We start from the raw sequence: 19,799 nt of genomic DNA, 5'->3' as shown, positions 1-19,799 counted from the left end.
TTACGGGACAAAAATAGACTCAGGGCAGAAGTGATTTAAAGAAAAGAGACAAAACACCCGGTTTTGTATACGAAACAAAAGCATACGGAGAATTTTACTACTTTTGTACATCAGGATCGGTTTAAGTTATAATAAAATGAAAAAGAGAATAATATTTTTAGGGTGCATCATGGGAATAATCACCTTGTTGTCAAGTTGTTCTTCATCCAGAAACCTTAGTATGTTACAGTTTAATATCTGGCAGGAAGGTTCGATGATCCCGGGCGGTTTTGACGCTATTGCTGATGAAATAGCCCGTTTGGAACCCGATTTTATCATGCTGAGTGAAGTCCGGAATTACCGGGATACCCGCTTTTGTGACCGTATCGTGAATGCCTTGAAAGAAAGGGGTAAAACGTATTATTCCTTTTATAGTTATGATTCAGGATTGCTTAGTAAACATCCTATAACAGACAGTAGTACGATATTCCCGATTCAAGATGATCACGGAACTATTTATAAAATGAAAACTACCGTGGGAAAGCAAGTTTGTGCTGTTTATACCGCTCATTTAGACTATCTGAATGACACGTATTATGAAGTACGGGGTTATGACGGTAACAATTGGCACAAAATGGAGGCCCCTTTGACGGATGTTCCGACTATTTTGGAACGTAACAATCTTTCATTACGTGATGATGCCATCCGTGCTTTTATCAAAGATGCTCAAAAAGAAATTGAAGAAGGAAATTGGATCTTTTTAGGAGGTGATTTTAACGAACCTTCTCACTTCGATTGGATTGAAGCCACAAAAGATAGTGCAGATCATCATGGAGTTGTGGTTCCTTGGCCGGTAACCACCCTACTCCATGAAGCTGGCTTTAAAGATTCTTATCGTGAAAAATATCCCAATCCCGTTACACATCCCGGCTATACTTACCCATCGGATAATCTCGCTTTGCCTCCAAGTAAGATCACTTGGACTCCCGATGCGGATGAGCGCGATCGTATTGATTACATATTCTATTATCCTCGTAAAGGACTGCATCTAAAAGAGGCCGCAATTCTCGGCCCCAAGACCAGTATTCGCAGGAGTCAACGTGTGGCCGAATCCGGACAAGATGTTTTCATCGAACCCCTAGGTGTATGGCCAACAGATCACAAAGCCGTGTGGGTTAATTTCCAGATGAGATAGTAATTATTTAAAAATACGCACTCTTTCCTCTATCGGGTTAAACTCTTTAGCCCCGGGTTCTTGTAAAGGCGCTCCGAAAGGCATCTGGGCGATTAATTCCCAAGTTTCCGGTAATTGCCATTCCTTAGCTACCGCTTCATCAATCAATGGATTGTAATGCTGTAATGAAGCTCCGAACCCGGCATCTTCCAACATGGTCCACACCGCCAGTTGGTGCATTGCCGAAGTGTGCTGTGACCATACCGGGAATCTATCCTGATAAGTCGGAAATGATTTTTGCAGGCCTTCCACGATCATCCGCTCTTCAAAGAAAAGAACCGTACCGTAACCGGATGCAAAGGATTTATCAATTTTGTTTTCAGTCGATTTGAAAGCCTCTGCGGAAACTATTTCCCGTAACGTATCTTTTACAATATTCCACAGTTTCGTATGTTGATCACCTAATAAAAGCACCACTCTCGTTGATTGAGAATTAAATGCTGACGGTATATTTTTAACGGCAAACTTTACGATTTCCTCTATCTCTTCGTTAGAAATAAGTGATTTATTCGAGAGAGCATAATAACTTCTCCTATGTGCCAAAGCTTCTTTAAATTTTCTTTCCATATCTCAATGATTTATTTTCTACAATATACGCATTTTTTCTGAAAAGGTTAGATTATTTAGAATAAATCAAATTAAAAAACATTACAATAATACTTTATTCTCTCCGTAATCATATCTTTTCCCCATTATTCATTTTGAATAATGCAATTTGAATAATGAGAATAAACTTTTAATATTTTATACGCCCCCCTCCAACTCTCCTTGTGCAAGAGGGAGTTGGAGGGAGTAGTATAAATTATTATAAAAGACTAAACGCACAAGTCACCCCAGCCATCACGATAGCCACCATGCTCATCAATTTAATCAGAATATTCAAACTCGGTCCGGAAGTATCCTTAAACGGGTCGCCCACGGTGTCGCCGATAACCGTTGCTTTATGATTATCAGAACCTTTACCACCAAGGTTACCTTCTTCAATATACTTTTTAGCATTATCCCAAGCTCCCCCTGAATTTGCCATGAAAATAGCCAGCACGAACCCGGTACCCAATCCTCCGGCCAATAACCCGATCACACCCGAAACGCCAAAGATCAATCCCATGACAACCGGAATAATGATCGCCAACAAAGACGGGAAAACCATTTCATGTTGAGCCCCTTTCGTGGAAATCTCCACGCATTTAGCGTAATCCGGTTCTCCTTCTCCTGTCATAATTCCCTTGATTTCCCGGAATTGCCGACGGACTTCATTCACCATTTTCTGGGCAGCACGTCCTACCGCATTCATGGTCAAACCACAGAACACGAAAGCCATCATCGAGCCGATGAAGATTCCGGACAACACTTTCGGATTCATCAAGGTAACATCATAGTAATTCATGAAATCCGTCAACGTGGCATCAGCCGTCCGTACCACGTTGTCTCCAATCTTCAACACTTCCTCACCCATCCGCAACAAACCGATCTTAATTTCCTCGATATAAGAGGCTATCAATGCTAACCCAGTCAATGCAGCCGATCCGATAGCAAATCCTTTACCCGTGGCAGCTGTCGTGTTACCCAGTGCATCCAGCGCATCCGTACGGTGACGGACTTCCTCTCCCAACTGACTCATTTCAGCGTTACCCCCGGCATTATCAGCAATCGGTCCGTAAGCATCCGTGGCCAAGGTTATACCTAACGTGGAAAGCATTCCCACTGCAGCGATACCCACACCATACAATCCCATGGACATATTGGCAAAACTGAATTCTGCCGCAAATAGGAACGAGAGAATAATACCCGCAACAATCGTAAGTACCGGAATGGCCGTTGAAATCATTCCGGTTCCAATTCCCTTGATAATCACGGTTGCGGGGCCCGTTTCCGAGCTTTTAGCAATATCTTGTGTCGGTTTATAAGCATGAGAAGTGTAATATTCTGTCGCTTTTCCGATAATAATACCCGTTACCAACCCCACGATCACTGATCCGCATATCCAATAACTCAAACCGAGCAAATGAATCACCAAGAAACTGGCTCCCACGATTAACAAGGAACTCACGTTAATTCCCCGATCAAGGGCCCGCAATAATTGTTGCTGAGAAGCTCCTTCTTTCGTCTTTACCAGAAAGATACCGAGCAATGATAAGATCACCCCGAATGCGGCAATCAACATCGGAGCCAATATCGCATTAAATTGTGCATCCGGCTCCATACGGAATGCCGCAGCTCCTAGCGCTGCCGTCGCCAGTATCGAACCACAATAAGACTCGTAAAGATCGGCACCCATTCCGGCCACATCTCCCACGTTATCCCCCACGTTATCTGCGATAGTTGCCGGATTACGAGGATCATCCTCCGGAATTCCGGCTTCCACTTTACCTACCAAGTCTGCACCGACATCCGCTGCCTTCGTGAAAATACCTCCACCCACTCTGGCGAAAAGTGCCTGCGTGGATGCTCCCATTCCGAAAGTTAGCATCGTGGTCGTAATCACGATCGCCTTTTCCGTCTCTGTAGCCTCTTCCACGAAATAATCTAATAATAACCACCATAAAGAAATATCCAGTAGAGCCAAACCGACAACTACCAATCCCATGACTGCCCCCGAACGGAAAGCAACTTTCAGCCCGTCATTCAAACTCCTACGTGCAGCATTGGCCGTTCTTGCAGATGCGTAGGTAGCTGTTTTCATTCCGATATACCCGGCCAATCCGGAAAAAAATCCTCCTGTCAAGAATGCAAACCATACCCACGGATTCTGTAAACCGGGACCGTAAGCCATCCAAGCAAAAAGCGCACATAAAACAAGAAAAACAAGGGCTACTACCCGATATTGCTGACGCAAATAAGCCATAGCTCCTTTGCGTACATGCCCGGCAATACGTTTCATCGTGTCGGTTCCTTCCGACTCTTTCATCATCCCTTTAAAAAAAATCCTTGCGAAAAGGAGAGCGATAATAGCACATACAGGTACTATCCAAAATAGATCGTTTAACATGGTATTATATATTTGTAGTTAGTAAAAGTCGTACAAAAAAATACTCGTCAAGATTTAAACGAACCCTGATGAGTAAAAGTACAAATAAAAATGAAAAAATATTCCCGATCTTTTATTTTTTTTACAACTAAAAATAGATTTCCCTTGTTGAAAAATTACTATTCACACTTAGCATAAAGCTCGAATTGCCCCGATTCGGTAATAAGCACTTCATAGAACTCCCCTATTTGCAGCGCTTTTCCACTTGTCACGAACACTTCCTGATCCACTTCCGGGGAATCATATTGTGTACGCCCGACAAAATAATCCCCTTCTACCCGATCTATCAAAACCAAAAAACGTTTTCCCACGCACGAGTCGTTGATAGCGGCAATAACCCCTTCTTGTAACGCCATCAACTTTTCAGCCCGTTTATTTTTCGTCTCTTCGGGTACATCATCCTGATAATGCTTGTCACAATACGTGTCATCCTCGTGAGAATATGGGAACACCCCTAAACGTTCAAATTTCATCGTTTTTACAAAATCTTCCAGTTCTTGGTAATCCTCTTCCGTCTCTCCGGGATGCCCGACCATCAGTGTTGTGCGCAAGGCAATCCCCGGCACTTCTTCCCGAATCTTGTTGATGAGATCTATCGTCTGTTGTTTTGTCACCCCTCTTCGCATCATTTTTAGCATGTGATCACTACAATGTTGCAAAGCAATATCCAAATACTTACATACGTTTTTCCGTTCCCGCATCACGGTAAGAAGTTCCATGGGGAATCCGGCCGGGTAAGCATAATGCAATTTGATCCACTCGATGCCCGGTATATCTGCAATCCGGTCCACCAATTCAGCCAACCTGTTTTTTCCGTATTCATCAATCCCGTAATAGGTAATATCCTGTGCTAACACCAACAACTCCTTCACTCCCTGTTTAGCCAACCGTTCGGCTTCATCCACGATTTCCTCGAATGGACGTGATTTATATTCCCCCGTCATAATTGGAATGGCACAATAAGAACATCCCCGGTTACATCCCTCGGATATTTTCAAATAAGCGTAATGTTTCGGTGTCGTCAAATGACGTTCATTCCGCAGTTTCTCGTCATAGCTTTTACCCAATTCCGCAAGAATCCCTTTCCAATCGAATTTCCCGAAATAAGCATCCACTTCCGGGATCTCTTTCTTTAAATCCTGATCATAGCGCTGGGACAAACATCCCATAACGTATATCTTTTCAACTTCTCCCTCCTGTTTCCGCTCCACTTGCTCCAAAATCGTATTTATAGATTCTTCCTTCGCATCCCCGATAAACCCGCAAGTATTGATGACAACAATTTTCGCATTCGAATTTTCAACATCTACTTCAACACCATACCCCGCCTTCTCCAGTTGTTTCATCAATAACTCCGTATCCACTAAATTCTTGGAGCATCCCAAGCTGATAATATTTACTTTCTTCATGCCATATTCTAATTTGCCGGCAAAGGTAATAAAATCTTCAGCGACTTTCCGTATCTTTGCTGCGGAATTCAAGCAAATGCTCTATCATGGATTATAATATACAACAATGGTTACCGACCACCAAAAAAGAAGTCGAACAGCGGGGATGGAAAAGTATTGATGTCATTCTTTTCACGGGAGATGCCTACGTGGACCATCCTTCCTTTGGCGGGGCCGTTATCGGGCGACTTCTCGAATCTCTCGGACTGAACGTAGCTATTGTCCCCCAGCCCAACTGGCAGGATGATTTACGGGATTTCAAGAAATTGGGCAAACCAAATTTATTTTTTGGAATCAGTCCCGGTTGCATGGATTCCATGGTAAACCACTACACGGCAGCTAAAAGACGCCGTTCAGATGATGCCTACACCCCCGGCAACCGGAGTGGCGCACGCCCCGATATGCCGACCATTGTTTACACCAAGATATTAAAGGAACTCTTTCCGGACACACCCGTCATTATCGGGGGTATAGAAGCCTCTTTAAGACGTTTCACCCACTACGATTATTGGAAAGATTCACTTAAACCGTCCATTCTTTATGATAGCCAAGCGGATATGCTGGTATACGGTATGGGAGAGAAACCTCTCACCGAAATCTGCCGGATGCTGCAAAGAGGTATTCCTTTTCAAAGCTTAACCAATATCCCGCAAACCTCCGTGATCAGACATAAAGACGAGAAATACGCCACCAATAAGAAATGGCAAACCATCACACTCGCCTCTCACGAAGAGTGTTTATCGGACAAGCGAAAATATGCCACAAACTTCCGGTATATCGAAGAAGAATCCAATAGTATTCATGCCGCAAAACTGATACAACCTATCGGAGATGAATTAATAATCGTGAATCCGCCCTACCCGCCCATGACCACAACAGAAATAGATACGATTTACGATCTGCCGTTTACCCGTTTGCCCCATCCTAAATACCGGGGTAAAGAGATTCCGGCTTATAACATGATCCGCCATTCCATTACCATGCATCGCGGTTGTTTCGGGGGATGTGCCTTTTGTACGATTTCCGCCCATCAGGGAAAATTTATCGCATCCCGTTCCGAGGCATCCATTTTGCGAGAGGTTCAGCATGTTTGTGATATGCCCGACTTCAAGGGAACGATTACCGATTTAGGAGGACCTTCCGCCAACATGTACATGATCAAGGGAAAAGATCATCGTATTTGTGAGCAATGCAAACGTCCGTCCTGCCTACACCCGACCGTGTGTAAAAACTTAAACACCAACCATTCGCACCTTTTAGACCTATATAACCAAGTGCGTAGAGACACTCGGGTGAAACACTGTTTTGTGGGTTCCGGTATCCGGTACGATCTCTCCATGCATCGCACGGGCAATAAAGAGATCGACGCCATAAACCGGGAATATTTGGAAACCGTCATCAAACACCACGTGTCCGGACGCTTTAAAGTCGCCCCGGAACACAGTTCCGACAACGTGCTACACCTGATGCGCAAACCCTCGTTTAAGCTTTTCCGGGAACTGACAGCTCGTTTCAATGCTATCAACAACAAAGAGCATTTAAAACAACAGATTATACCTTACTTCATCTCATCTCATCCGGGATGTAGCCTAGAGGACATGGCTGACTTGGCCATCAATACCAAAGAATTGGATTTCAAGCTGGAACAAGTACAGGATTTTACCCCCACTCCCATGACATTAGCCACGGATATGTACTATTCCGGTTTTCATCCCTACTCCCTGCGCAAAATTCAATCGGCCAAAACAGAAACCGAGAAAAAACGCCAGAACATATTTTTCTTCTGGTACAAACGGGAATTCAAAAGTGAAATTATCGGTATCCTCACGAAACTGAAAAGAACGGATCTCGTAAAACGGTTATATTCAAATAAAAATAAATAAATATTTATTTTTTCATGATTAATCATTAACTTTGAATCACGTAATTAAAAGGAATATGCGCTATTATACTTGGATAATGTTATTTTTTCTATTCACCTCGTGTACTCACCACCAAGCCGTGAAGAGTAATCAGCGAGGTATGGACTACATTACCCGAGAGCAACCCCGGAAAGCCTTGGAAGAGTTCAACCATGCGATCTCGTTGGACCCGGATTTCTTTTCCGCCTATTATAACCGGGCTATTATCCGGGCGAACCTCAAGCAAAATGAAGAGGCCCTTAAAGATATTAATTACGTGATAGCCAATGTCCCTGATCATGCTCTAGCTTATTATAACCGGGGAATCATATACGAGAATCTCGGTCAGCCAACCCAAGCTATTCAGGACTATAGTCACGCTATTAACTTACAGCCGGATTTATTGGAGGCATACCACTACCGCGGCATCGTTCGTTATGGAATGAAAGACTTGGACGGAGCCCTTGCCGATTACAACAAGGCAATTTCCCTCGGCTTAAAATCAAGTGCCGTATATTTCAACCGAGGGGTCATCTTTCACCAGAAAGGCCAACTTAGCGATGCCATTGAAAGCTACTCCCGTTCCATTGAAATCGATCCTTCCAATGCCAGAGCCTACTATAACCGGGCTATTTCCAAGCTGATTGTCGATAATTACAAAGAAGCCCTTCAAGATTTGGAAATCTCAAAACGTCTCGGTTACTCGAAAGCAGCAGAAATTATCTCGCAATACTATTAATTAGTCACCAAGATCTTGTATTACCTTCTTTAACCGATCTTGCGTAGTATAAGGATAAGTTTTGTACGTGCAATCTTCATGTAATAATTTCTGGAACCACGGCTTTTGAATTTCCTCGTGTACATCTATCCATAGATCACTATAATCTTCTTCCGACATATTAAGATTTTCTACAAATGTTTTATCGTTCTTCGCTACATTCAGAAAATTGTATAATGACTGTATAATATGAAACTGTACATACCCTCTTCGTTTCCCAAGCGTGTATTTTAGATATAACCGAATGACTTCCCCTCCATTTTCTTGAGTATAGCGAGTATTTTCAAGTAAAAACACCACATAGGCTTGTACGGCACGTAATAAGGGTTCATCCCACTTTTCTTCTCGCATATCCTTTAAGACATTCCCTTGTTTCATGCAGTCTTCGATATTATAATCCGGTAAATAATTGTGCCGGAATCCATATCTAACACACCATTTTCGCACTTTCTCCCGGGATGAATAATCAAGTAATAGAATCACAGCCATAATCCGTCCCCAGTAATACAAAGGCTCTATAATATCAATCAGCATAAGATCCCATTGGGGGGTCATTTCATATAGTGCTAATCCTACATAATAAGTAAACTCTCCATGTTTGGCAATACTCTTTAACAATGGAATACTTTCAATGTCATGAGATACCCCCAACAAGATAATTCCCATCTTGACCACTTCCCTATCCGGAGTTTCCATGACCATCCAACGTCCTAATTCTTTCATTTGCGGAGTGATCAAGACTTTTCTCGTGGCCAATTCATTTATAAAATCACGGTGATAATTAATAATGGGAAAACCTTTCAATAGATTATAAAATTCGATTTTAGCATTTATATTTTCCCGATTTACATAGGCTTGGAACATATCTGCAAGTCGTTTGATAAATTCAGGATTAATCTCTTTGTCAAACTGATAATAATCCATGTAATCGTCGTACGCCGGAAAATACATACCTACATCATGTCGTAAAGGAATCCGATCCGGTAAGCAATCAAATTCATCTTCATCCGTGACATATTTTAGGGGATTCTGGACAAACCGAAATATAGATAGCCGATTTTCCCAAGGTAATTTTTTATCTAAAGAATCTTTCTCCATGCCCACGATTTTAAGTTACACCTTTGATTATTCAAATTTACGAAAAACAAACGATATTTTTGCAAAATAGTAATTAAATAGCCATTCAAATTTCAAACAAGTAAGGAATAAACAGAAAGAGATGTGTCAAAAATTTTGACACATCTCTTCAAGATTTATTATTCAGCCTAAGCTTTATTTCTTTTCAACTAGCGGAGCGATAGCATCAGCCACTTGTTTTTGTGTTTCTTTTACAGCCTCGTTTGTCGGCTCAACTGTTGCAGCTTGTTTCAGATAATCCTGAGCTTTCTTGAAATCAGCCAAAGCCTTTGCCTTTTCTGCTTCATATTTTTCTTTCTCAGAAGTTGCATAAGGAGTTGCTTTTTGAAGGATAGATGCCCCGTTATTGAAATAAAGAGTACCTAAACTCAACAATCCGCGTGCTTTCAATTGTTTGTTAGAAACTTGGCTACTCTTGGTGTAATTTTCTGCAGCCTTGGCAATATCGTTCGCTTTTTGGAATTTCTGACCTTCTTTAGCGAAATAATCAGAATATGCTTTTTCCAACTTCACGTTTTGTCCCGGAGTTGCTTTAATCCCGTCCTGTAACGTTTTCAACATTTCAGGAATCTTTTTCAAATTCTCTTGAGCATCAGCCATTCCCAGATAAGAAGAGGCAACTTTGTAATTATTCTTGATAGACATACCAAAGTATTTCTCCGCATTGGCATAATCTTTCAATTTAGTTGCACAAACAGCCACGTTATAAACCGTTGCGTCATCTTTGAATTCGATTAATTTCAGGTATTGCTCCCACTTGGTAAAGGCCTCTTTATAATTCTTGGCTCTCCAAGCTGCATTACCTTCATTCTTAACTTTGCCGGATTCATCGGTCTGTGCAAATAGAGCTCCTCCTATAAACAAGCTCGTTAGAACAAATAAAAGTAGTTTCTTCATATTTTCCGTGTGTTTTTGTTTAACATGAATAAATTCGTTGTTTATGCCCACTAAGATAACACTCTATTAAGAAAAATCAAAAGTCTCTTAACTTATTTTTCACATTTCTCGAATCATTTCACGCTATCTGATTGATAAAGAAGAGACAAAATTTTCTTTAAACCTACTTCATCTTCCCTGTCAAAGGCCCCTAACTGGTCGCTATCCACGTCCAGACAGCCAAAAATACGGCCTTCGGGATCCCGCAAAGGGATTACAATCTCACTTTTCGAGGCGGCATTACAAGCGATATGCCCCGGAAATTCTTCCACGTTATCCACAATAACCGTATCCCCGGAGTTGATCGCGGCCCAGCAAACACCCCCGTTTCGGAGTTTCTGACAAGCCACCGGCCCCTGGTAGGAACGTACAATTAAATCCCCGTCAACCAACACGTATACCCCTGTCCAAAAAAAAGACTGCATCTTATGATGCAATACAGCCTCCATCGTCGCCAACCGGGCCCATATATCTTCCGTGGTCTGGATATATTGTTTGATCTGGTCATACAACCGATCGTATTTTGCCAGTTTTCTTGAAGTCTCCATAAAATGAATGTCTATAAAGTTTATAAGATTCGTAAAGTTCATAAGGTTTTAAGAGTATAAAATCAAGGAATCATTCTCCACTTTACAAACTTTATAAACCTTATGAACTTTCAAACTTTTTACAGATTTTGTAATATATCCACCAAGTGGCTCCACCACATCTGTACCGTCTTAATATTGATCTTTTCATCCGGGGAGTGAACACCTCTCAGCGTCGGTCCGAAGGATACCATATCCATGTTCGGATATTTCTCCAAGAACAAACCGCATTCCAATCCGGCATGGATAGATCGTACGATCGGTTCTTTACCGAACAGACGTTTGTAAGAATCCACGGCAACTTTTACCACCGGAGAATCCGGATTCGGTGCCCAACCCGGGTATCCTTCTCCATGTTCAACCTTGGCTCCTGCCAGTGTGAACACAGATTCAACCATGTTAGCGATATTGAATTTTTCCGAATTCACGTCACTCCGTTGTGAAGTGGTGATTAAAATATTATTGGGTTCGTTGAATCTAACAGCTGCCAGATTTGTTGATGTTTCAACCAATCCCGGCATACGGTAACTCATGGAGAAAACCCCGTGAGGACAAGCGTACAATGCGTTTACAAGTGCATCAGTACTTTCTTTTGTCAACACGTTTTCTGGCACATCCGTAGACTCTAAGGCTAACTGCAAACCGGGTTCCGTGATTTTCCACACGTTTTCCATTTCTGCACTATATATATTAAAGTCTACCCTCACGTTTTCCTTGTACTGCTCGGGGAACGTGATCACCGCAAAAGATTCACGGGCGATAGCATTCCGCAAATTACCTCCTTCAAACACGGAAACACGAATTCCGTATTTTGCATTCAAATCCCACAAGAAACGGTTCAGAATCTTGATGGCATTTCCCCTGCCTTTATTAATATCATCACCGGAATGTCCTCCTTGAAGCCCTTTCACCTGTACCTTCACGGCAAATGATTCTGCCGAGGTTCTCTCGGTCTTGTACCCCATGTTAATCACGGTATCTATACCACCGGCACAACCGATAAACATCTCTCCTTCATCTTCCGAATCCAGATTCAAAAGTATATTCCCGCTCAGGAATCCCGGTTGCAGAGCAAAAGCACCCGTTAACCCGGTCTCTTCATCCACGGTAAACAAACATTCGATCGGTCCGTGTGCGATGTCGGTAGAAGTCAACACGGCCATCTGAGCCGCCATACCAATCCCGTCATCAGCACCAAGAGTAGTTCCTTTAGCACGTACCCATTCTCCATCCACATAGGGTTGTATCGGATCTTTATCAAAATCATGTACCGTATCTGAATTCTTCTCACAAACCATATCCATATGAGCCTGCAAAATCACGGTCGGTGCATTCTCTTTTCCTTTTGTTGCAGGCTTTTTAATCAACACATTGCCTGCATCATCCCGTTTCGCCTCCAGATTGTGTTTCTTCGCCCAATCCAATAAATAAGCGATAATTTTACTTTCTTTCTTTGACGGTCTGGGAACCTGACATATTTCTTCAAAATATCCCCAAACTGCTTCTGGTTTTAATCCTTCAAAAACTCCCATAACAATTTATGATTTACAATTTTAGATTTATAATTTCAACCTGTAACCTGTTAACTCGCAACCTACAACTCGCCGTAGGCGATCTATTGCAAATTCAACTTTTTCAACACCCATATCGCGGACTTCAACTCTTGCGGAGACAAGGTAAAACTTATATCCGTGTGAACCTGTTCCACGATCTGGCGCAACGTATGACGGGATTCTACCCCTTTTTCAGTTAGTACCACGAAATTACTCCGTTTGTCTTCCTTGTCCATCTTTCGTTGCACGTAACCTCTTTTTTGCAAGGTGTTCAATAGTTTTGTGACATTGTATTTATCCTTCTGAAGACGTTTGGAAATGTTCTGCTGATTCACGTGATCCTGTTCCCATAACACTTCCAGAAGTTCATACTGCTCCCGGCTAAGATCGTACCCGGCATTCTGGAAACTGCGATTTAAAACTTTGGTGTACCCTCTTTCCGCCTTGCTCAAGAGAGCTACTAATTCACTTACTTCCGTCATAGTCGTTGCATTTTATACTATGCACAAACTTAATTATTATTATTGAAAAAAGCGGCAATATCTGCAAAAATATTACCGCTTTTTCTATTTCCATCTTGTAATCTTTACTTTATCACTTCCCCGTTTTCATAGTAACAATCCTTCTCCAGAAAAGAAAAATAGACATCACTTTCCGGGTATCCGATTTCCTTCAGACACTCGAAAATAATCTTTGCCACCGCATTCTGCTGTTCCAACGGACGCTTAAAATACTCCACCTTCACAAAAGGATAAGCCTGAAATTGCTCGTGTCCAGAAATAAAAGAAGAGTCAATAGCTTCTATTACAACTGTCTCTCTCGGACATCCCAAGGTGCGAACAATCTCCGAGATCAATCGCTCCCCTACCAAGTCCAATCTACTTTTTTCTACTGCATGAAATCTTAAAAATGGCATAACGAATCAATTTTTAATTCTCAACTTTCAATTGCTTAAAGAACCATTCCGCCGTGTCCTGTACCTTCTTCACCACGTCATCCAAAGGCAACGGCATTTGTCCCCCGGCGGCATTTAAATGTCCTCCACCATTGAAAAACTCTTTTGCCCACAGGTTCACGGGGATATTGCCCTTTGACCGGAAGGATAACTTCACTTTATCTTTACGTTCGGTAATCTGAATAGAAACCAGTACTTCCTCGATGGACAAGGGTATGTTTACCAATCCCTCCAGATCCCCGTCTTTATAATTGTATAATTCCAATTCCTGAAACGTGATCGGAATCGTGGCTACCGGAAAATGCTCGTCAATCGTCAGCTTGTTCAACAGGCAATTCCCCGTCAGACGTAACCGGGAAAGCGTGTTTCGTTGATAAAGTTGTTCGTGTACGTAGTCTTTATTCAGTCCTAATGCCAACAAATCGGCAATCACACGATACGTTTCCGGATGAGAAGAATTGTGACTTAATCCTCCCGTGTCGGTTGAAATCCCGGTATAAATGGCATTCGCTATATCCGTGTCAATGACCTCTTTACCCCATACTCCGGAGATTACATTATAAAGTAATTCGCACGTGGAGGAAACACTCGTGTCCGAAATCCGATACGTCACGTCATCCGGATCCGGGTGGTGATCAATCATGATAACCTCCCCTTTGAACTCCTTCACGAAAGGCTCCAAATCTCCTTCCCTGGCCACGGTATTATGATCTAGCATGAACAATATATCCGCTTGATGTAACCAATGTTTACATTCTTTAGGCCGATTCTGAAAAGATATTGCATCCGGAATACGCTTCAACCACTTTAAATAATCCGGGATATAATCACACGTCATCAACTGTGCCTGTATTCCCACCCGATCCAACACTTGCCACAGGGCAGAACATGAACCGGCAGCATCTCCGTCTGGTGATATGTGAGGAATGATAACCGCCTTTAAATCTCTGCTTTCCAGCCTCTCCTTTATTCTTTCTATGATTGTTTCGTACATTTGTATTATCTTTTCAGTATGAATTCCCGCAAAAATAGGAAAAAACTGCTTTTCTCATCTAAAATATGGAATTTAAATACTCACAAACCCAAAATTCGAAGTAATATAGCCGAGATCCCAAGGAAAAAATACCCTTTATTCGTTGCTTGTTCAGAGATCATCTTTTGCTTATCCATTCCCCATTGTATAAGCTCTGTATGAGTTTCGAATATTCTACGAATAAGGGGTTTATTCACGTTAGCTTTACCATTTATTCTGGGATAGATCTCTTTTAATCTAATATCTATTAAGTATTCGTGAAATGTGAAAAAACGAACGTTTAATGATTGTACAAATATAGACCATTTATTGATATTTCCGCATAAAATTAAATTTTGTTTAATATTTTCATTACCAACATATAGCAAATATAAAAACTGTTTTTTTGAAATGATTACTAATTACCTTGAATGTAAATCATTAAACGTTCCATTTATGATACAAAATTACCTGCAAATACCTAGATAAAAATAACAGAATGACAGTTTGTTAACTTAATAATTAAGAAGGATTCCAATAATACCCATGCCAAAAAGTTTTGTACCACATTTCACGGATAAAGAAAGAGAAAAAAACTTTCATTACTTATATGAAAAGTATGGGATTACTCTACGCTATTTTGCCATAAAGTATATTAATGATCAAGATATTATCTCTGATATCATTCAAGATGCATTTGTCCGATTATGGGAAAAAATGTCCCAATTTAAAGATGAAAATGAGGCGAAAGCCTTTCTTTACAAAGTTGTACAAAATTCCTGTATTGATCTGATTCGTCATGAGGCTGTTGCTCAAAAATATGTTCAACACGTTAATTCTGAAGATACTGAAGAAAAATCATTTTTAGACAACATACTGGAAACTGAAATATTCCAAGCTTTACGTATTGTATTTAACGAACTCCCTCCTGCTTGTAAAGAAGTATATTTACTCAGTTTACAAGGAAAAAGCCATGAAGAAATCTCTCAACAATTAGATATCACAATTAATACCGTGAAAAAACACAAGAACAACGCAAACCATTATATGCGAGAACGCCTCAAATATCTACTTACTGTTCTGACGTGGTTATAATACAAAAATTCTCCCCGCAAAGTCTTACGAGGAGAATCATTGATAGAAATTTATTATTTATTTTGATAAAGTCTCAATTAAGGCCATGTAACTATCCCGCACACCAGGTCTAGCTTTCTCCATCTCTTTTTTCGCATAAGTCACAGCTCGATTTTTCTCTTTAGAAGAAGCATCTTTCAGTAAATAATGAAGAATTACATCCAAGTTTAGACGTGTTCTATCATCTTGATTCGATGTAACATCTTTCTCGTAAAAATCGATTAGTTGGCTAAATTCTTTTTTGTCATACATGGAAATAATTTTATTTAGCAACACCAAAGAATAATCCGAAGAAAATTTACCTGTATTTACCAGATTCCAAGCTACAGCTATGTCATTTTTAGAGACAGAACCTTTCAAATATTCAATAACCATAGGGAAAATAACCTTTTCAATCTTTTTATTTACCACACTATCCCCAATATTTTCCACGAACTTCTCTCGATTCGTTATCAAATATCTGAATTCTTGATCTGTAACGTTATTCACAAAATTCTCATACAACTCCCAAGCTGATTTACTATATAAATCCGGAACCTTCAAAGTTGCAAGGTAAGAACGAGCCTCTCCCATTACATTCTTTACATCACCAGCATCTGCCATTGTATAAAAATAATCTGCCATTAATTCTGCCGACCGATCACCAGCCTCATACCTGCTTTTCTGAATGTAGAAAGGAATTTTCAGATTCTGTCCTCTTTTTATTGCCGTCATGAATGCTTGTACACTCCGCCCTCCTCGAATTTTATAAATAATATTTCCATCACCGTCTAATAAAAACATTGTTGGGAAGGCGTCTACTCCATATCTTTTCAATAAATCTCGTCCTTCACCCTTTTCCATATCCACTTTTAGATTTACAAAATTCTGATTAAAAAAATCACCTACTTGTTTTTGTTTGAAGACTTGATTACTCATCATCTTACAAGGACCACACCATGTTGTGTAACAATCCATAAAAATCAGTTTTCCTTGTTCTTTGGCCTTTTTCAAGGCCTCGTTAAAAGTAATATCCTCAAATTTTATTCCTTCGGTATTCACCATATCGCTTATCGCTGCCAAATAATTTTTTTTGGCTCCCCCGGCTTTCTCTGATCTTTTTTGAAAGTAATTGATCAAACGCTCTTTATCTGTCTTGTCTAAATCCTTCATTTCGGCTAAAGATAAATCCAATGCAACCGCAATTGTAGACTCCCATGTCGGGACAACAGTCTCGATCACATCCATCATTTTACTGAAATTCCCCTCTCCCCGGTACTTGGCAATGGTATATAAAGAATAAACCATATTCTCTTTTGGCAATCCTGCTTTTTGAATATCCAAATAAATATTCAGCAATTTTTCACCGTTATAAACCTCTTTTCCAGATGCGTATGAATAGAGAGTTCTAGCATAGAGATTAGAAATAAACTGATTGACCTGTTCCTCTCCATTTGATTTGACGAAATCCGCTTTATGATCCAACATATATTTAAACATTTCACTGTCAATATCTTTTGTCATATAACAAAATGATTTCCAATACACTTTTTTAGACCAATCCGATTTTTTCAGTTTACTGAAAAGTTCTTCAACAACTTTTTTATATGTCTCATCTTCGCTGGCAATTTTCAATACATCAGCATACGCATTCAAGAATTTAACATTTCTTTCTCCCGCAGCATATCTCTTGTTCATACCTGCCAATGAAGTTTTAGGATTTAAAGCATTTTTCAAAATAGCTTTGAATTCAGGGATCTGATGCCCTCCTACAATCCGATGCACCACTTCACCATCACTATTTAAAACGAGATAATGTGCTTGAAATGTAATTTTATACTTATCTGCAAACGGACGGCCTGCCGGGGTAGTTACATCTATAAAAAAATTCACGAAATGTTTGTCCATCCAATCTGCAAATTCTTGATCACTAAACACTAATTTATTCATAGAGTGACAGGGAACAGCCCAATCTGCAAAACAATTAAAGAAAATCAGTTTGTTCTCTTCCTTTGCTTTCTTCAATGCCTCTTCAAAAGAATAGACATATTTCATTTTCACGTCAGCCTTCACGGCATCTCCGTACATGCTTTGGGCAAAAGAGCCCAAAGCTAAAAAACATACAAGATTTAATACTAAAGTAAACTTTTTCATGTGATTGTTTTTACATTTTATTCTTTTATACAACGAACACTATATGCAGCACTTAATTTGGAAGAACTTCTCATAATGCGATCCTCTTTCAAAAAAAGTATCCTTGTTATCCCTAAATCGACTGTATCACTTTCTACTTTACGAGTTGCCGACCAAAAGTAGGCATTAACATCTTTGTTATAAAAATTTCCACCATACATGTGAGACCCATATACTCTGGCGCCGGCATAACCTGCATTAAAACCGATTCCCTGTTCCCCCTCTTTCAATAGGTCACCTTCATAACTTCCTCGCCACTCGTCCAACATATTTATTTCTGAAACAGACATACCCAAGGTTTCTTCCAGTTTCTTCCAATCGTCATCCGTCGGAAGACGCCAGCCATCGGGTACTGCCTGCAAGGCTCCTTCGTACGTGTACAAAAAGCCATATTTACTAGAATAATGTCCATTTGTACTTTCAGCTTTCTCAAAAAACTGATTCGACACCTCCATAAGTGCTTGAGGATAAAGATTATTGTAAATCCGTCTTAAAGATATAACTGCATCTGGAAAAGTTGCACCGTAACTATTCTCAACTTGATTGATATAGGAATCCGGTTTAAAATAATTAAGCCATAAAATGAGTATATCTGCCAATTTCATAGTCCCGACAGTTCCCTCAAAGTCCCCCCGTGTAATTCCGGCCCGTATGGAATCCGCCCATAATTCTTGATTAATGACAATATCTTGTGCTCTCATATTTTCTTCTCCATAAGTATAGCATCCGTCCATACTTCCGCGTGGAGAACGATATTTAAGATTCTCAGCCATCCAAGTTTGTCCCCCGATAGTAATGCATTTATACGTCTTCGAATCTCTAGGATCCTGAAAATCAGAAAAACTGACCTCAGGTTTTACCCGATTAGAATTATTATCATCCTGACAACTACAATACACTATAATGCCTAATAATATTATAATGACCTTTTTCATACTTACATTTCTTTATAGTTCCACACCCAGTTTATTGGCGACAATATCATATAAAATCTCATATTTCTCCATAACCAAAGGACAGTCTCCCCATAATTCTTCGAATTCGTCTCTTGACAATCTTAGCATTTCCGTAATGTATAGTACTAGATCGATTTCATTCTTGCGAGGAGACATGACATTTGCGAACGTATCACCATTAACAAAACCCCATTGCCCAATCGCAGCTCGTACCGCTGCTCTAAATTCAGCCAATTCTTCCTCGGTAAAGTAAGAGGCCAGATACCAATCTTCAGACAAAGCGGATGGGGTAAACCAAGCTTTAGGTTGCCCAATTCCGTCTACATAGTCATAGTAATGAGGATCCAAGCTAGACCAGATTTCACCATACCAAGTGGGATCCGAAATAGTATTAAATGCCTCTAACAGATCCTTATAATTAACAATTTTAGATTTCACCATTTCTCGAACCATCTCTCCCGGTAAATTTTCAACCTGAGAGTCCGTCCAATCTCCCGTCATTAATAATGTTCGATAATTGATCGTGTAAGCCCCCTTTTCATAAATCTCTTCTTTATCATTCGAATCAGTTATTTTTGCAGATTTGGTAACAAAGAAATTAAACGGATGAAGAGGTTTTGCGGCTAGTTTTAAGTAATTTTCAATAATATCTAACGCTTTCAGTTGCTCATCCGGGTCCATCATGTATTCATAATCGTAAGTAACCCGATCATAGGAAGTGAATCCCCAAGCTAAATCCAAGGTTTCATAACGATAAACATCCTTTCCGGTCACATCTTTTTTCACGAAAATTCGCCCGATCGTGTCATTAAAATAAACGGGTATCCCGTATTCGCTGTACATCTCGAAAACACGATGTTTCACTGGATCTGACGGATCATCCTGAATACCGTACAGATTTTCGATCTCAATCTTAGACGTTAGTTCGTCCTCATTCCCGCACCCTAAAATCAAGAACGCAAAAACTAAATATATAACATTTCTCATAA

At 40.4% G+C, this 19,799-nt stretch carries 17 protein-coding genes; 4 read left to right on the top strand and 13 right to left on the bottom strand.

The genetic code is table 11. The annotated features are described in order from the left end of the window. The first annotated feature begins 136 nt into the window (after positions 1–136). Positions 137–1,174 carry an endonuclease/exonuclease/phosphatase family protein gene (locus tag I2I33_RS11190; RefSeq protein WP_087420257.1) on the top strand — a complete coding sequence of 346 codons (1,038 nt, stop codon included), beginning with the start codon at positions 137–139 and terminating at the stop codon, positions 1,172–1,174. A gap of 3 nt (positions 1,175–1,177) precedes the next feature. Here the strand turns inward: I2I33_RS11190 and I2I33_RS11185 are convergent, their stop codons facing one another. The 3 genes from I2I33_RS11185 to rimO form a co-directional block, all read right to left on the bottom strand. Next, positions 1,178–1,780, bottom strand: a complete 603-nt coding sequence (locus tag I2I33_RS11185; RefSeq protein ID WP_087420258.1) for a nitroreductase family protein — start codon at positions 1,778–1,780, stop codon at positions 1,178–1,180. Positions 1,781–2,018: 238 nt separating this feature from the next. Further along, positions 2,019–4,202, bottom strand: a complete 2,184-nt coding sequence (locus I2I33_RS11180; RefSeq protein ID WP_087420259.1) for a sodium-translocating pyrophosphatase — start codon at positions 4,200–4,202, stop codon at positions 2,019–2,021. Positions 4,203–4,360: 158 nt separating this feature from the next. Further along, on the bottom strand, positions 4,361–5,650 hold the full coding sequence (gene rimO / locus I2I33_RS11175) for a 30S ribosomal protein S12 methylthiotransferase RimO (RefSeq protein ID WP_087420260.1): 1,290 nt from the start codon (positions 5,648–5,650) through the stop codon (positions 4,361–4,363). 83 nt (positions 5,651–5,733) lie between these two features. Here rimO and I2I33_RS11170 point away from each other — a divergent pair, with 83 nt between their 5' ends. Next, positions 5,734–7,572, top strand: coding sequence for a YgiQ family radical SAM protein (locus tag I2I33_RS11170; RefSeq protein WP_410492000.1), 1,839 nt, complete (start codon positions 5,734–5,736; stop codon positions 7,570–7,572). A gap of 55 nt (positions 7,573–7,627) precedes the next feature. After that, positions 7,628–8,329 carry a tetratricopeptide repeat protein gene (locus I2I33_RS11165; protein ID WP_229128279.1) on the top strand — a complete coding sequence of 234 codons (702 nt, stop codon included), beginning with the start codon at positions 7,628–7,630 and terminating at the stop codon, positions 8,327–8,329. On the opposite strand, the gene I2I33_RS11160 is transcribed toward I2I33_RS11165, so the two are convergent. The 7 genes from I2I33_RS11160 to I2I33_RS11130 form a co-directional block, all read right to left on the bottom strand. Continuing rightward, positions 8,330–9,466 carry a hypothetical protein gene (locus I2I33_RS11160; protein ID WP_087420263.1) on the bottom strand — a complete coding sequence of 379 codons (1,137 nt, stop codon included), beginning with the start codon at positions 9,464–9,466 and terminating at the stop codon, positions 8,330–8,332. Between the two features lie 174 nt (positions 9,467–9,640). Beyond that, positions 9,641–10,402 carry a tetratricopeptide repeat protein gene (locus I2I33_RS11155; RefSeq protein WP_087420264.1) on the bottom strand — a complete coding sequence of 254 codons (762 nt, stop codon included), beginning with the start codon at positions 10,400–10,402 and terminating at the stop codon, positions 9,641–9,643. 113 nt (positions 10,403–10,515) lie between these two features. After that, entirely contained in the window at positions 10,516–10,989 is a 474-nt protein-coding gene (locus I2I33_RS11150; protein ID WP_087420639.1) for a GAF domain-containing protein, read from the bottom strand. Between the two features lie 119 nt (positions 10,990–11,108). After that, positions 11,109–12,560 (bottom strand): aminoacyl-histidine dipeptidase, encoded by a 1,452-nt coding sequence (locus tag I2I33_RS11145; protein WP_087420265.1) that lies wholly within the window; start codon positions 12,558–12,560, stop codon positions 11,109–11,111. An 83-nt stretch (positions 12,561–12,643) separates the two neighbouring features. Further along, a complete protein-coding gene (locus I2I33_RS11140; protein ID WP_087420266.1) occupies positions 12,644–13,063 on the bottom strand; it encodes a MarR family winged helix-turn-helix transcriptional regulator in 420 nt (139 codons plus the stop codon). Between the two features lie 104 nt (positions 13,064–13,167). After that, positions 13,168–13,497 carry a DUF1904 family protein gene (locus tag I2I33_RS11135; protein WP_087420267.1) on the bottom strand — a complete coding sequence of 110 codons (330 nt, stop codon included), beginning with the start codon at positions 13,495–13,497 and terminating at the stop codon, positions 13,168–13,170. A gap of 13 nt (positions 13,498–13,510) precedes the next feature. After that, positions 13,511–14,530: a DHH family phosphoesterase gene (locus I2I33_RS11130; protein ID WP_087420268.1), complete on the bottom strand. Its 1,020-nt coding sequence runs from the start codon at positions 14,528–14,530 to the stop codon at positions 13,511–13,513. Between the two features lie 564 nt (positions 14,531–15,094). On the opposite strand from I2I33_RS11130, the gene I2I33_RS11125 reads away from it, so the two are divergent. Beyond that, on the top strand, positions 15,095–15,643 hold the full coding sequence (locus I2I33_RS11125) for an RNA polymerase sigma factor (RefSeq protein ID WP_087420270.1): 549 nt from the start codon (positions 15,095–15,097) through the stop codon (positions 15,641–15,643). Between the two features lie 57 nt (positions 15,644–15,700). Here I2I33_RS11125 and I2I33_RS11120 read toward each other — a convergent pair whose 3' ends face one another. From I2I33_RS11120 to I2I33_RS11110, 3 genes are read right to left on the bottom strand one after another with little or no spacing between them, the layout of a single operon-like run. After that, on the bottom strand, positions 15,701–17,815 hold the full coding sequence (locus I2I33_RS11120; protein ID WP_087420271.1) for a thioredoxin family protein: 2,115 nt from the start codon (positions 17,813–17,815) through the stop codon (positions 15,701–15,703). A gap of 17 nt (positions 17,816–17,832) precedes the next feature. Beyond that, entirely contained in the window at positions 17,833–18,789 is a 957-nt protein-coding gene (locus I2I33_RS11115) for a fibrobacter succinogenes major paralogous domain-containing protein (protein ID WP_140402557.1), read from the bottom strand. Between the two features lie 12 nt (positions 18,790–18,801). Continuing rightward, complete coding sequence (locus tag I2I33_RS11110) at positions 18,802–19,797, bottom strand: hypothetical protein (RefSeq protein ID WP_087420272.1); 996 nt, start codon at positions 19,795–19,797, stop codon at positions 18,802–18,804. Positions 19,798–19,799 lie beyond the last annotated feature (2 nt).

Source organism: Butyricimonas sp. BSD2780061689_150309_C8 (assembly GCF_015560935.1).
GTDB classification, from domain to species: domain Bacteria; phylum Bacteroidota; class Bacteroidia; order Bacteroidales; family Marinifilaceae; genus Butyricimonas; species Butyricimonas paravirosa.
The sequence above is the reverse complement of the archived record's forward strand: the minus strand, read 5'-3'. Positions and strand labels throughout refer to the sequence as shown.

Excerpts from the sequence above, each read along its gene's own strand:
- I2I33_RS11160 (WP_087420263.1), bottom strand. The coding sequence starts at position 9,466 with ATGGAGAAAGATTCTTTAGATAAAAAATTACCTTGGGAAAATCGGCTA.
- I2I33_RS11125 (WP_087420270.1), top strand. The coding sequence starts at position 15,095 with ATGCCAAAAAGTTTTGTACCACATTTCACGGATAAAGAAAGAGAAAAA.
- I2I33_RS11110 (WP_087420272.1), bottom strand. The coding sequence starts at position 19,797 with ATGAGAAATGTTATATATTTAGTTTTTGCGTTCTTGATTTTAGGGTGC.
- I2I33_RS11155 (WP_087420264.1), bottom strand. The coding sequence starts at position 10,402 with ATGAAGAAACTACTTTTATTTGTTCTAACGAGCTTGTTTATAGGAGGA.
- I2I33_RS11120 (WP_087420271.1), bottom strand. The coding sequence starts at position 17,815 with ATGAAAAAGTTTACTTTAGTATTAAATCTTGTATGTTTTTTAGCTTTG.
- I2I33_RS11140 (WP_087420266.1), bottom strand. The coding sequence starts at position 13,063 with ATGACGGAAGTAAGTGAATTAGTAGCTCTCTTGAGCAAGGCGGAAAGA.
- I2I33_RS11145 (WP_087420265.1), bottom strand. The coding sequence starts at position 12,560 with ATGGGAGTTTTTGAAGGATTAAAACCAGAAGCAGTTTGGGGATATTTT.
- I2I33_RS11150 (WP_087420639.1), bottom strand. The coding sequence starts at position 10,989 with ATGGAGACTTCAAGAAAACTGGCAAAATACGATCGGTTGTATGACCAG.
- I2I33_RS11165 (WP_229128279.1), top strand. The coding sequence starts at position 7,628 with ATGCGCTATTATACTTGGATAATGTTATTTTTTCTATTCACCTCGTGT.
- I2I33_RS11180 (WP_087420259.1), bottom strand. The coding sequence starts at position 4,202 with ATGTTAAACGATCTATTTTGGATAGTACCTGTATGTGCTATTATCGCT.
- I2I33_RS11190 (WP_087420257.1), top strand. The coding sequence starts at position 137 with ATGAAAAAGAGAATAATATTTTTAGGGTGCATCATGGGAATAATCACC.
- I2I33_RS11115 (WP_140402557.1), bottom strand. The coding sequence starts at position 18,789 with ATGAAAAAGGTCATTATAATATTATTAGGCATTATAGTGTATTGTAGT.
- rimO (WP_087420260.1), bottom strand. The coding sequence starts at position 5,650 with ATGAAGAAAGTAAATATTATCAGCTTGGGATGCTCCAAGAATTTAGTG.
- I2I33_RS11185 (WP_087420258.1), bottom strand. The coding sequence starts at position 1,780 with ATGGAAAGAAAATTTAAAGAAGCTTTGGCACATAGGAGAAGTTATTAT.
- I2I33_RS11135 (WP_087420267.1), bottom strand. The coding sequence starts at position 13,497 with ATGCCATTTTTAAGATTTCATGCAGTAGAAAAAAGTAGATTGGACTTG.
- I2I33_RS11130 (WP_087420268.1), bottom strand. The coding sequence starts at position 14,530 with ATGTACGAAACAATCATAGAAAGAATAAAGGAGAGGCTGGAAAGCAGA.